At 63.2% G+C, this 12,898-nt stretch carries 14 protein-coding genes; 10 read left to right on the forward strand and 4 right to left on the reverse strand.

The window, feature by feature from the left end; translation table 11 throughout:
• Positions 1-68: 68 nt before the first annotated feature.
• A complete protein-coding gene (locus EKH80_RS21020) occupies positions 69-710 on the reverse strand; it encodes a HEAT repeat domain-containing protein (protein ID WP_126686764.1) in 642 nt (213 codons plus the stop codon).
• Between the two features lie 245 nt (positions 711-955).
• Between EKH80_RS21020 and EKH80_RS21025 the strand changes: the two genes are divergently transcribed.
• From EKH80_RS21025 to EKH80_RS21035, 3 genes are read left to right on the forward strand one after another with little or no spacing between them, the layout of a single operon-like run.
• Positions 956-1,621, forward strand: coding sequence for a class II aldolase/adducin family protein (locus EKH80_RS21025; RefSeq protein ID WP_126686765.1), 666 nt, complete (start codon positions 956-958; stop codon positions 1,619-1,621).
• Positions 1,622-1,631: 10 nt separating this feature from the next.
• Positions 1,632-1,958, forward strand: a complete 327-nt coding sequence (gene cutA / locus EKH80_RS21030) for a divalent-cation tolerance protein CutA (RefSeq protein WP_126686766.1) — start codon at positions 1,632-1,634, stop codon at positions 1,956-1,958.
• A gap of 17 nt (positions 1,959-1,975) precedes the next feature.
• Positions 1,976-2,380: a nuclear transport factor 2 family protein gene (locus EKH80_RS21035; RefSeq protein ID WP_126686767.1), complete on the forward strand. Its 405-nt coding sequence runs from the start codon at positions 1,976-1,978 to the stop codon at positions 2,378-2,380.
• Between the two features lie 83 nt (positions 2,381-2,463).
• On the opposite strand, the gene EKH80_RS21040 is transcribed toward EKH80_RS21035, so the two are convergent.
• From EKH80_RS21040 to pdxR, 3 genes are all read right to left on the reverse strand, one after another.
• On the reverse strand, positions 2,464-2,892 hold the full coding sequence (locus EKH80_RS21040) for a cupin domain-containing protein (protein WP_126686768.1): 429 nt from the start codon (positions 2,890-2,892) through the stop codon (positions 2,464-2,466).
• Between the two features lie 21 nt (positions 2,893-2,913).
• Complete coding sequence (locus EKH80_RS21045) at positions 2,914-3,918, reverse strand: TlpA family protein disulfide reductase (protein WP_126686769.1); 1,005 nt, start codon at positions 3,916-3,918, stop codon at positions 2,914-2,916.
• 173 nt (positions 3,919-4,091) lie between these two features.
• A complete protein-coding gene (pdxR, locus tag EKH80_RS21050) occupies positions 4,092-5,540 on the reverse strand; it encodes a MocR-like pyridoxine biosynthesis transcription factor PdxR (RefSeq protein ID WP_126686770.1) in 1,449 nt (482 codons plus the stop codon).
• A gap of 134 nt (positions 5,541-5,674) precedes the next feature.
• On the opposite strand from pdxR, the gene EKH80_RS21055 reads away from it, so the two are divergent.
• From EKH80_RS21055 to accC, 7 genes are all read left to right on the forward strand, one after another.
• Complete coding sequence (locus EKH80_RS21055) at positions 5,675-6,373, forward strand: glutathione S-transferase N-terminal domain-containing protein (protein ID WP_126686771.1); 699 nt, start codon at positions 5,675-5,677, stop codon at positions 6,371-6,373.
• 71 nt (positions 6,374-6,444) lie between these two features.
• On the forward strand, positions 6,445-7,353 hold the full coding sequence (locus tag EKH80_RS21060) for a DMT family transporter (protein ID WP_126686772.1): 909 nt from the start codon (positions 6,445-6,447) through the stop codon (positions 7,351-7,353).
• A gap of 73 nt (positions 7,354-7,426) precedes the next feature.
• Complete coding sequence (locus EKH80_RS21065) at positions 7,427-9,595, forward strand: protein-disulfide reductase DsbD family protein (RefSeq protein ID WP_126686773.1); 2,169 nt, start codon at positions 7,427-7,429, stop codon at positions 9,593-9,595.
• Positions 9,596-9,659: 64 nt separating this feature from the next.
• Positions 9,660-10,205 (forward strand): TlpA family protein disulfide reductase, encoded by a 546-nt coding sequence (locus tag EKH80_RS21070; RefSeq protein WP_126686774.1) that lies wholly within the window; start codon positions 9,660-9,662, stop codon positions 10,203-10,205.
• Between the two features lie 144 nt (positions 10,206-10,349).
• The gene (aroQ, locus tag EKH80_RS21075; protein WP_126686775.1) at positions 10,350-10,802 is read left to right on the forward strand and encodes a type II 3-dehydroquinate dehydratase; all 453 of its coding nucleotides are present in this window, start codon (positions 10,350-10,352) and stop codon (positions 10,800-10,802) included.
• Positions 10,803-10,886: 84 nt separating this feature from the next.
• Positions 10,887-11,351: an acetyl-CoA carboxylase biotin carboxyl carrier protein gene (accB, locus tag EKH80_RS21080; protein WP_126686776.1), complete on the forward strand. Its 465-nt coding sequence runs from the start codon at positions 10,887-10,889 to the stop codon at positions 11,349-11,351.
• Between the two features lie 14 nt (positions 11,352-11,365).
• Positions 11,366-12,739, forward strand: a complete 1,374-nt coding sequence (accC, locus tag EKH80_RS21085) for an acetyl-CoA carboxylase biotin carboxylase subunit (protein WP_126686777.1) — start codon at positions 11,366-11,368, stop codon at positions 12,737-12,739.
• The last annotated feature ends 159 nt before the right edge of the window (positions 12,740-12,898 follow it).

The following is a 12,898-nucleotide window of genomic DNA, read 5'->3' on the forward strand; positions in this document are numbered from 1 at the left end:
GATGCTCGCAGACCTGGCTGCCGGCTTACTCCGATCCCGCCCCTTGCCGGAGCGGGATCTACGAAACCCTACTGAGACTCGACGCTAATCAAGTGCCCGGCAAGGCCTGCCAGGCGATAGAACAGCAGCACCGGCAAGGCGAGGCTACCGGAGCGCCCGATGGCCACGGTCGCGTACCAGGCACGCACCGGGTCTTTGTCGCCGATCAGCCGTGCAAGCAGCACCACCCGCTCCGGAGTGTCGACACGGCCGATGGTTTCGATCAACTCCTGGACCGAAAGGCTGTAGCCATTGGGAAGATGTCGCAATGCATGGTCGAGTATCGGAAGTGCTTCAGGCGGGAGACCTCCCATGTGCGCGATCGCCCGGATAAGCGCTTCGTCATACAGCGTTGCTGAAGTCGACTGCTCCCGATCCAGCTGCCGCAACAACTTGAGCGTAAGCGACGGGGAGCGCGGCTGGATAGATTCCAGTGAGCCAAGCACGGCCCAGCGCACCGAACTGCTCGAGTCGTCCAACGCGGACTCAAGCGCCTGCGTCGCGGCCACGGCCTGGTCTCTAAGCCGGTCCAGCCCGAGCGCTGCGTTGAAACGCCCGTTCTCGGAGCCCGTGCGCAACAAGACTGCCAACGGCACCACCGCGCTTTCGCCGAATCGGGGCATTTGATCGACCAGGCAAGAGTCCAGTGTGGTGTCAACTGTGCGAAGCATGCCCAGGAGCGTGTTCAACGATGCTTGCCGGGCAGCGGAATCGGATATGGCGCAGGGCGCGCGCCTAATCTGAGTCGCCTGCAACCGAGGTACGCAACATGCCCATAGACAGATCACCGCAACCAAACCGAGCCAGCTTTTCGGTGCATAGATGAAACCTGTAGCGATCACGAAATCCCCCTGATTCATGCATCGACTTCCTCCCTGGTCGCGTATCATCCGGCTTTTTTGCGGATAGCCACGCAGTGACCACAGACCCGATATTACGCGAACAGATTGTCGCCTACGGCTTGAAGCTGACCCCATCGGGCTTGAGCCAGGGCACCTCCGGCAACCTGAGCGTGCGGCACGGCAATGGCTTCCTGATCACCCCAAGCGGCACGCCCTACGAAGAGATCACGCCCGAGGGTGTCGTACAGGTGGCGATGGACGGGAGCCATGCCGAGGGGCTGCGCCCGTCCAGCGAATGGCGCTTCCACCGCGATATCTACGCCGCGCGCCCCGACCTGCATGCGATCGTCCATGCCCACCCGCCCTACAGCACCGCCCTGTCGATGTGCCGCATTCAGATCCCGGCCGTCCATTACATGATCGCGGTGAGCGGCGGTGATTCGATCCGCTGCGCCGACTACTACACCTACGGCAGCCAGGCACTTTCCGACGCTGTGATGCGGGCCATGGAGGGGCGACTGGCCTGCCTGATGGCCAATCACGGCATGCTCGCCGCCGGTCCCAACCTCGAACAGGCGATGTGGCGGGCGGTGGAGGTGGAAACCCTGTCCAGGCAATACGCGCTGGCCCTGCAGGTTGGCAAGCCGGTGTTGCTGACCGACGCCGAGGTGGCGCAGGCGCTGGAAAAATTCAGCAACTACGGCCTGCTGGCGAAACAGCCATCCATGCCGACTTCATGAGGAAAGCCCCGTGTCCGATCCCGATCGCGTACTGCTGTGCTACTGCACCTGCCCCGACACGGCCAGTGCGCAACGGCTGGCACAGGCGCTGGTGAACGAATCGCTGGCCGCCTGCGTCAACCAGGTTCCGGGCATCCGTTCCACCTATCGCTGGCGCGGCGAAGTGACCACCGACAGCGAGGATTTGCTGTTGATCAAAACCACCGAGGCGCGCTTCGGCGCGCTCAAGGAACGCCTGCTGGCGCTGCATCCGTATGAATTGCCTGAACTGATCGCGGTGCCGGTGGAACACGGGCACGCGGCTTACCTGGAATGGGTCCGCTCTGGCGGACATTGAGCTAAGGAGAGGAAGCGATGAACACCGAGGAAAACAAGCGCGTCGTCCATGAATTGTTTGCGCGCATCAGCAGGGGCGACCTGGATGGCATGCTGGCCTTGCTGAGCGATGATGTGAACTGGTGGATCGCAGGTGAGCTGGAAGGGGTTCCTGCCGCGGGTGACCACGACAAAAAGCAGGTGGCCGGCATCCTTGCGAGCATGCATCAGCAGTTGAAAGGCAACCTCCGGCTATCCGTGCACAGCCTTACCGCCGAAGACGAGCGGGTTTGCGCACAGGTCAGCGGCCATGGCGAATTGAACAACGGCAGGCTGTATCGGAATCAATATCACTTCCTGATCGGCCTTGAGGGCGGCAAGATCGTTTCGGTACGCGAGTATCTGGATACCAAGCACGTTGAAAAAACCTGGTTCTCGCCTTGAGTCATTGGCTGCTACCGCAATCTGCTCCCTCCCCTACTGCACGTAGGGGAGGGAGCGCATCACTGCACGTGTTGTCATACGGTTTACCTGGATGGGGGGCGCGCCATCGGTTGTGATGGAGCATTCGCGCTATCCCATACCGTCAACATAGCGCCCGGAGCCGCGACAAAGACCACCAGCATGGTCGCCGGCTCGATGGTGCTCGCATTGCCGCTGACGACGTGATGCGCACCCATCGGCTCGAACCAGCTATCGCCCGGGCCGTACGTGCGCACAGCGTCGCTGCCCACCTGGCTGCGTATGTGGCCACTCAGCACATAGACAAAGGCGTCGCCGCCGTGCCGGTGCGGAGCTGAGGATTGACCGGGTGCATACGTCACAGTGACCGCTTGCAACTGATGGTTGCGGACATCGGTCAACGGCGAGCTCAGCAGGGCGTGTTCTTCGGCGGCCAAACTGTTGCCGGACGCGCCCAGCGCCATACATAGGACAATTGCTGCCATGTAACGCATGGACCTATCTCCCTGCCCGATTCAAATAGCCGACAGCGTCTTCAGTTCATCACCCAAGTGGGCGTCCACCCCCTCGATGCGTCGCACTAGCCGTCCCTGTGCATCGAATACCAGCAAGGTGGGCACATGCATCACGCGGAAGCGACGGAACAGCGCGCCGGAATCGTCCAGGGCCAAAGGCATCCCCAGGTGGTGTTCCTGTTGGTAGGCACGCAGATCGTCCTTGCCTGCCCACAAAGTGGAAGCGATGCCCAGCCAGCGCACGTGGTCGTCACTCGACAGCGCCGTAACCTGCTCGCGCACCGCGCGGCAACTGGTGGCGAGTGCCGGGCGACTTTTCGCGAAATAGCTCTCGCACCACGGCGACATGAAGACCAGCACGGTGGGACGACCGTTGGTTGGCGAGGCATGCAAATCAAACGCGGTGCCCGAGAGGGTGGGAATCGCCAAATCCGGCAGTTGCTTATCCGCGCTGCTGGAGTCGCTTACTGCTGCCGTGGCAACCGCAGTAGAGGGGGCCGCCTCGCGCGCAGCCAGCAGGGCTGCATCCAGCTTCGCATTGGCCTCGTGACCGACGTACAGAATGCGGCCATCGCGTCCGATCACCACATGCTGCGGCGTTACGCGCAGGTGAAACGCCTCGCCGATGCTGCCATCGTCGAACACGATCGGCATCTTCAAACCCATGTCCTTGCGATAGCGGCGCACGTCGTCCACGGTGTCGTCGAAACCGACATCGACGGCGATCACCGCCATGTCCGAGCCTGCCTGCTCGTAGACGTGCCTCAGATGGGGCATCTGCTCACGGCAGGGCACGCACCAAGTGGCCCAGAATTTCAAATACACCGGCTTCTTGCCGTAGTAGCTGTTGAGGTCGATGGTTTGCCCGTCGATCGTCTTGAGCACCAGCCGGGGTGCAGGGGTACCGACCAGGCCGCGCGCCGCCGCCTGGGCATGCTGCTCGCCGGTTTCGGCCTGGACCAGGGCACTGAACAACATCAACAGCAATAGAACCACGATACGCACGTTCATCTCCTCGGATGGGGTGGGTGCATGCTCCCCATTTGGTGGACCGTCGATAAGAGCCACTTTGTGTCATTCCTGCGGGACCACCGGCTTGGTCATTCCGGCACAAGTCGTAGGCAGGGATGGAATCCCGGCATCGGAAAGCCCCATCTAGGAATTTTCATCCCAGCGCACTACCCGATCAGCTTCATCAGCTTGGCGATGCCTTCTTCGATCCGCGCCACATCGATCAGCCCGAAACCGAAGCCAAGGCCGTTAACGATCGCGCCATCCTTCGCATACCAGTCCAGCGGCTCCAGGTTGATCCCACTGGCCTTGGCGCGCTCAAGCCAGGCCTGGCTATCGACCGGCCCATCCAGCCGTGCTGCCAGATGCAGGCCGGCGTCAGACGGATACACATGCAATCTTCCCTTCCCGTACCGCTGCAAGGCATTCAGCAGCACATCGCGCCGATCCGCATACAGCTTGCGCATGTGCCGCACATGACGTACCAGGTGCCCTTCGGCAATGAACGCTGCCAACGTGTCCTGCGCCAGGACGTCGCCATGCCAATCGGCCTGATGCTTGGCATTGGCCAAAGCCGTACGCAGCCATGGCGGCACCACCGCATAGCCGAGCCGCAAGATGGGGAACAGGCATTTGGAAAACGTGCCGACGTAGCAAACGGTGTCGTCGCGGTCCAGCGTTTGCAATGCGTCCAGCGGCCGGGTGCTGTAGCGGAACTCGCTGTCGTAGTCGTCTTCGATCACCAGCGCGCCGTGTGTACGCGCAAATTCCAGCAACTGGACGCGACGCTGCGGCGACATCACCACGCCTAGCGGAAACTGGTGCGAAGGCGTCACGTAGATCACGTTCGTGTCGCGCGGTAGCTGGTCGACGATCAAGCCTTCCTCATCCACCGGAATGTCGACCACACGCGCGCCAGCGGCAAGAAACACTGCACGCAAAGGCGGATAACCGGGATCTTCCACCGCCACTACGGTTTGCCCCGGCGTGACGAGTACGCGCGCCAACAGGTCGAACGCCTGCTGCGCACCGCTCGTGACGACCACATCCTCGGCCTCGCACGACACGGCGCGGGCAAACGAGATGTGCTGCGCGATCGCCTGGCGTAAGGGCAGCCGCCCCTGCGCCAGATCGTAGACTGGTGCGGCCCTGGACAGATTGCGCAAGGCGCGTGCGGAAAAACGCCGCCAGACGTCGTAAGGAAAGGAGCGGCTGTCGGGAATCCCGAGGCGGAAGTCATAGGCGAAGCCGCCCGCCGGCATCGGTGCGGGCAAGCTCGCAAAGTTTTGCCAATACGGAGCCAGGCGGCCGTCGGGGGCCGAGGTGTCGGCCTGGGCATTCCGCCCACTGCGGCGCATGGCGAGATCGGCCACGAAATTACCGGCGCCGCGCCGTGCCTCGATATAGCCCTCACCGAGCAACAGGTCGTACGCCGCCACCACGGTGTTGCGTGACACCTCCAGCGCCTCGGCCAGCTCGCGCGTCGCTGGTAGCCGCAGTCCGGGCTTCAGACGCCCGTCGAGGATGGCGGTACGCAATTGGCGATGCAGGGCAGCCATGCGCTGGCGCGAGCCGCGTTCCGGCAATTCAAGCGGAAATTCGAAGGGATGTTCCACGCGGCAGGCCTAGACCAAACTGGACCCGTAGATTTGCCCTAATGTGGCTCTTTTGCAAGACCACAGCCTTGTCTAATCTGATCTCGAAGCGACGACCCACCGCCGCCGCGCCCGCCAAAACAGGTAGTTACGCCATGATCGATTTCTATTTCGCCGCCACGCCGAACGGATTGAAGGTAAAGCTGTTCCTGGAAGAGGCGCAGCTGCCCTATCGCCTCATACCGGTCAGGCTCAGCAAAGGCGAGCAGTTCAAGCCCGAATTCCTGGCTATCTCGCCGAACAACAAGATTCCGGCGATCGTCGATCACGCCCCGGCAGACGGCAGCGAACCGGTCAAGCTGTTCGAGTCCGGCGCGATCATGCTGTATCTCGCTGAAAAGATCGGCCGTTTCATCCCGCAGGACATCCACGGCCGCGCCGAGGTGCTGCAGTGGCTGTTCTGGCAGATGGCGGGCCTGGGACCGATGGCCGGACAGATCGGGCATTTCAACGTCTATGCCTCGGAGAAGGTGCCCTACGCGATCGAACGCTACACCCATGAAACCGCGCGCCTCTACGGCGTGCTCGATCGCCGGCTGGCCGATCGCCCGTTCATCGCCGGCGAATTCTCGATTGCCGACATCGCCTGTTACCCCTGGGTCGTCCCGCACGAAGCACATGGACAACGCCTCGCCGATTTTCCGCATTTGCAGCAATGGTTCGAAGCCATGGCAGCGAGACCGGCAACGCTACGTACCTATGAGGGCGTCGAGAACGTCTATGCACCCAAGCAAGCCTTGTCTGATGAGGAACGCACGCTGCTGTTCAAGCAGGGCGCAAAAACTCGCGCCTAGGCAAGCTACTGACAGGTCCTGTCACGGCATGGATCTAACCTCGACCCACCGCCCCAGTGAATGCATTCGCCATGAAAAAGTCCGACGTCGCCACGCTTGTACTGCTCGGTGCCCTGTGGGGAGCCTCGTTCCTGTTCATGCGCATGGGCGCAGCTCAGTTCGGCAGCATGGCGCTGGCGGGCATGCGCGCCATCGGGGCTGCCATCTGCTGCATCCCCTTGCTGATGTCGCGCGAGCGGCTAGCGGAATTGCGCGCGAACTGGCGTTCGATCGCCTTGATCGGCCTGGCGAATTCGGCGCTGCCTTTCGTGCTGTTCTCGTATGCCGCGCAGTACCTGCCGTCGGGGCTGTCAGCCATCTTCGACGCGATCGCACCCCTGCTGGTGGCTGCCTCCGGCTGGCTGTTGCTGGGCGAACGCTTGAACGCAACACAGGCGAGCGGCCTGGTGATCGGCCTGACCGGCGTCGTGTGGCTGATCGGCGGGAGCATGGGCTTCGGTCACGGTGGTGCGGGCATCGGCTGGGCGATGGCGGCCTGTGTAGGCGCCAACATCTGCTACACCTTTGGCGCGCACTACAGTCACCGGCGTATGCAGAGCGCCTCGCCGCTGACCGTGGCGATCGGCAGCCAGGTTGCCGCAGCCCTCATGCTGCTGCCCTTCACAGCGTGGATGTGGCCGGCCAAGTCACCCTCGCTGCCGGCCTGGCTCGCCATGTTCGGCCTGGCCGCAGCCTGCACCACGCTTGCCTACGTGTTGTTTTACCGGCTGCTGGCTCGTATCGGCTCCACCAGCGCGATGACGGTGCTGTACCTGATCCCTGTCTTCGGCGTGGTGTGGGGTGCGTTGTTCCTCGGCGAAAAGATCACGCTGGCGATGGCTGGCGGCTGTTCGGTGATCCTGCTGGGCGTGGGGCTCACCACCGGCATGTTGCAAATCCGCCGTTCCGCGGCACCCGCACCGCTGAACGCGGTCGAATAAACCCCAGCTCCAACGGCGAGCTGGCTCATAATCCCCATCGCGCCCCCACGCGATCCCCATGACTGGAGTTGGAATGCGCTCGCTTCACTACGGCCGCGTCGCCGCTTATCTGCTTACCCTGCTGACCTTGGCGTTCGGCATGCAGGCTCAGGCCCAGGACGCCGAAGACAACCTGCTACCGGTCACCGAGGCCTACAAACTCAGTGCCGACGCCAGCACGCCCGGCGTGGTCAAGCTGCACTGGGAAATCGCACAGGACTACTACCTCTACCGCGGGCGCATGGCCTTCAAGGGCGGCAATGGCGTCACACTGGGCGAAGCGCAACTGCCCAACGGCGAGAAACACGACGATCCCTACCTCGGCCCGGTGGAGACCTATCACCACGGCGTGGATGCCAGCATTCCCTACACGCTCGCCCCCGGCACTACGTCGCTGGTCATGAGCGTGCGCTACCAGGGCTGCCACGAGACCGATCCGAAGATCTGCTATCCGCCGCATACCGAGCAACTCACGCTGCCGGTTCCGGCGGCCGCTGGCGCGCCGCCCTCGAACAAGCTCAATGATCTGTTCCAGTCCGGCACACGAGTCTTGGGAGACGTCAGCCATGAACCGCTGCCGGCGGAACAGGCTTTCCATCTCGAGGCGATCGCCCAGGACGCCAATCACCTGCTGCTGCGCTGGACCATCGCCAAGGGTTACTACCTGTATCGGGACCAGACCCGGCTTTCCGTCAAAGACGCGCCAAAGCTTTCGCTGTCGCCTGCCTGGCCGGCCGGCGCCAGCCATGAGGACGCGCATTTCGGCAAGACCACGGTGTATTTCGATGAACTGACCTTGCCGGTGGCCATCAACGGCGATACCAGCGGCATGAAATGGCTCGCGCTGGTAGCCAGTTTCCAGGGTTGCCAGGACGGTGGCCTGTGCTACCCGCTGATGACGCGCGAAGCGCAGATCGATCTGATCGGTGGCAACAGCACGAGCATGCAGACAGCGGCCAATCCTGCGCCGGAGATGCCGCCTGCCGCGGCCAAGCAGAACCATTCGCTCGACGTCAGCTTCGTCTACGCCTTGCTGCTCGCCTTAGGCGGCGGCCTGGTGCTGAACCTGATGCCCTGCGTGTTGCCGGTGCTGTCGATCAAGGCGATCGGCCTGATCGAGAGCGGCGAAAATCCCGCGCGCCGCCGTATGCATGCCTTGATGTACACGGCTGGCGTGCTGGTGAGTTTCGTCGTGCTTGGTGCAGTGATCATCGCGCTGAAAACGGCGTGGGGCGCGCATCTGCAGAGCCCGTTGGTGGTCTCAGTGCTTGCATTGGTGATGCTGGCCGTGGCGCTGTCGATGTCCGGCGTGGTGCAGTTCGGTGCATCGCTCGGCAACACCGGCAGCTCGCTCGCGAATCGGTCTGGCCCGGCCGGCGATTTCTTCACCGGCGTGCTCGCCGTCGTGGTCGCCAGTCCCTGCACGGCACCGTTCATGGGCACAGCCCTGGCGTATGCGCTGGTAGCGCCGATCGCCAGTGCCATCTGCGTATTCGTCGCTTTGGGGCTAGGTTTGTCGCTGCCCTTCCTTGCCGTGGGTTTCGTGCCGGCATTGTCGCGCTGGCTGCCACGTCCCGGCCGTTGGATGGAAACGCTGAAGGAAGTACTGGCGTTTCCGATGTACCTCACGGCGGCCTGGCTGGCGTGGGTGCTCGCCAATCAGCGCGGCGCGGATGCGGTTGGCCTGCTGCTGGTGGCCGCCGTGCTGCTGGCGATGACGTTGTGGTGGTTCGAGCGCAGCCGCAATCGCGGTGTGCCGAGCCGCGTACTGGTGGTCTTGCTCGCGCTGTTCACCATGGCGCCGCTGTATTACCTCGCCACGCTGCCTCTGGTTGCGCGGACGACCGCAGGCACGGATGGCGTCGTCGCCTACTCGCCGGACAAGCTCGCCGAACTGCGCAAGGCCGGCACGCCGGTGTTCGTCGACATGACCGCGGACTGGTGCGTCACCTGCAAGGCCAACGAACACGCCGTGCTCAACGGTGATGACTTCAAGGCGCTGCTCAAGCGCACCGGCGCCGTCTATATGAAGGGCGATTGGACCAACGAGGACCCCACCATTTCCACCTTCCTGCAGGAATACCACTCTCCGGGGGTACCGCTGTACGTGGTCTTTCCGAAGGACGGCAGCACTGGCCGGAAGCTGCCCACGGTGCTGACCTCCGCGCTGGTGGAGCAGGCGCTGACCGAGGCGGCGAAGTAGACGGACTGCGACATGCGGGGCCGCAAGCGCTCATACTTGTGGCCCCGCTACTCGCTCCTCTCTCATGCTGAGCCGCCCCAACCTTTTCATTCTCGCCCTGGCCCTGCTGGCCGCCATCGCCGGCGGATGGCTGCAACATGAAAGACGGCTGGCGCGCGTGCCGCCCGGTGTTCATGTGGCGGATGTCGGCGAACTTCGACCGGACTTGGCCCTGCTCGACTTCGACGGCCACGAGCGCCGGCTCTCCGGCTACCAGGGCAAGCGCCTGCTGCTGAACTTCTGGGCCACCTGGTGCGGCCCGTGCCGGGAAGAGATGCCCCGCTTGAATGCAGCCCAGCACAAGTTCGCCGATCAGGGTGGGATCGTGCTGGGCATTGCCATGGACGAACCGGGTCCCGTACGCACCTACCTGGCCGGGCATCCGGCGAGCTACCCGATCCTTCTGGGCCAACTGGACTCGCCCAGTACCACGCTGCGTTTCGGCGACCTGGACGAAATACTGCCCTACAACGTGCTCCTGGACGAAAACGGGAAGATCCTGGCGATGAAGCGGGGGCGGTTGAGCCCTCGCCAGCTGGAGCGGTGGCTGTCGCCGACAAGCGCGCCCTGACGCCATTTGCGCCGCCATACGTCGACGCACGTTTAACATCTACTTTCTCCGCCAAACATCGCCAAACATCGCCGAACTGGACAATATCCCCGACACCGCGCACACTCTCGCGGATTCTGGACACCCGGGGGATGCCTGGAGCCTATGGCGAAGCTGCTGGTCCTGCACGGACCCAACCTCAACCTGCTCGGCGTACGCGAACCGGACATCTACGGCCGGGAAACGCTGGCCGACATCAACAACCAGCTGGCTCAACGCGCCCAGGCGGCCGGTCATGAACTGGCCTGGTACCAGTCCAATGCCGAGCACGAGCTGATCGGCCGGATTCATCAGGCGCGCGACGAACAGGTGGCGGCCATCCTGATCAATCCCGGCGCCTTTACCCACACCAGCGTAGCGCTGCGCGATGCGTTGGCGGCGGTGGCCATCCCCTTCATCGAACTGCACATGAGCAATGTGCATGCCCGTGAGCCCTTTCGCCACCACTCCTACCTGTCCGACCTGGCGGTAGGCGTGATCTGCGGTTTCGGCAGCGCCAGCTACCGCTTAGGCCTGGAGGCCGCCCTGGCCAGACTTGAACAAACAGCCGCCGGCTAGCCGACGCCTGCCGTTTTCTTCCACCCCAAACCATTCACACCAGGGCCGCCAAGCTGCGGCCCAGACTCTTAAGAAGGCACGCCCATGGATCTGCGCAAGATCAAAAAACTGATCGACCTGCTCGAGGAGTCCAACCTCGCCGAACTGGAAATCAAGGAAGGCGAAGAAGTCGTCCGCCTGTCGCGCGTTCCCAAGGGCAACATCACTGTCGCCGCACCGGCCGCCGTGCACATGCCCGCACCGCTCCCCGCTGCGGCTCCGGCACTCGCAGCGGCTCCTGCCGAAAGCGCCGTGGCAAGCAGCAACCTGCCTGCCGGCCACGTGGTGAAGGCGCCAATGGTTGGCACCTTCTATGCCTCGGCCAGCCCGGGCGCCCCCGCTTTCGTGAAGGTGGGCCAGCAAGTAAAGGCCGGCGAAACGCTGGGCATCATCGAAGCCATGAAGATGTTCAACCAGATCGAGGCCGAAGTCGGCGGCACCGTGCAGGCCATCCTGGTCGACAACGGCCAGCCGGTGGAATTCGACCAGCCGATGTTCGTGATCGCCTGAACGGCCTGACGACTATGCAGAAGCTCGAAAAGGTCGTTATCGCCAATCGCGGCGAAATCGCGCTGCGCATCCTGCGTGCGTGCCACAGCCTCGGCATCCGCACCGTAGCGGTGCACTCCACTGCCGACCGCAACCTGAAGCATGTAGGCCTGGCGGATGAAGCCATCTGCATCGGCCCCGCACCCTCCGTCGACAGCTACCTCAACATTCCGCGCATCATCGCCGCGGCGGAAATCAGCGACGCCAATGCGATCCATCCCGGCTACGGCTTTCTGGCCGAACGCGCCGACTTCGCCGAACAGGTGGAGCAGTCGGGCTTCATCTTCATCGGGCCGACTGCCGACGTGATCCGCATGATGGGCGACAAGGTCGAAGCGATCCGCGCGATGAAATCGGCCGGCGTGCCGTGTGTACCCGGCTCCGGCGGCCCACTCGGCGACAACGTCGAAGAAAACATGCGCATCGCGCGTGAGATCGGCTATCCGGTGATCATCAAGGCGGCAGGCGGCGGCGGCGGCCGCGGCATGCGCGTGGTGCGCACCGAGGCGCACCTGGGCAACGCCATCACCATGACCAAGCAGGAAGCCAAGGCGGCCTTCGGCAACGACCAGGTGTACATGGAGAAGTTCCTGGAGAATCCGCGCCACGTGGAAATCCAGGTGCTCGCCGACGGCCAGGGCAACGCGATTCATCTGGGCGAACGCGATTGCTCCATGCAGCGCCGTCACCAGAAGGTGGTCGAAGAAGCCCCCGCACCCGGCATCACGCCGGAGCTGCGCGCGCAAATCGGCAAGGTATGCGTGGACGCATGCCTGCGCATCGGCTATCGCGGCGCGGGCACGTTCGAATTCCTGTTCGAGAACGGCCACTTCTACTTCATCGAGATGAACACGCGCATCCAGGTGGAACATCCGGTTACGGAACTGATCACCGGCGTGGACCTGGTGCGCGAGCAACTGCTGATCGCAGCCGGCGAAAAGCTTTCGCTCAAGCAGGAAAACATCAAGATCCAAGGCCACGCGATCGAGTGCCGCATCAACGCAGAAGATCCGGAAACCTTCATGCCTTCGCCCGGCACGGTGAAGCGCTTCGAAGCACCGGGCGGCCCCGGTGTGCGCGTGGATACGCACCTGTACGACGGCTACCGGATTCCGCCCAATTACGATTCGATGATCGGCAAGCTGATCGTGCATGGCCCCGATCGCGAAACCGCGATTGCGCGCATGCGCCTGGCGCTCGCCGAGACGGTGATCGAAGGCGTGAAGTGCAACGTTCCGTTGCAGCAGCGCATCATGTCCGACGTAGGTTTCCAGCAGGGTGGACAGAACATCCACTACCTGGAAAAGCGGATGGCGGAGCATAAGGAACATCCGCATAGCGGGCATTGAGCAGATCCGAATCTTGCGCCCTCCTCTACTACACGTAGGAGAGGGCGCAGTTGTCCGCCGACTGAGACATAGCGCCAATGGGGCATACGCATCGCTTCGGCAATGTTGAGCCCGATCGCAAGATTCGCCCGTTACCCTACCTCTTCCCAACCGGGAGAG

Source organism: Dyella choica (genome assembly GCF_003977665.1).
GTDB lineage: Bacteria > Pseudomonadota > Gammaproteobacteria > Xanthomonadales > Rhodanobacteraceae > Dyella_B > Dyella_B choica.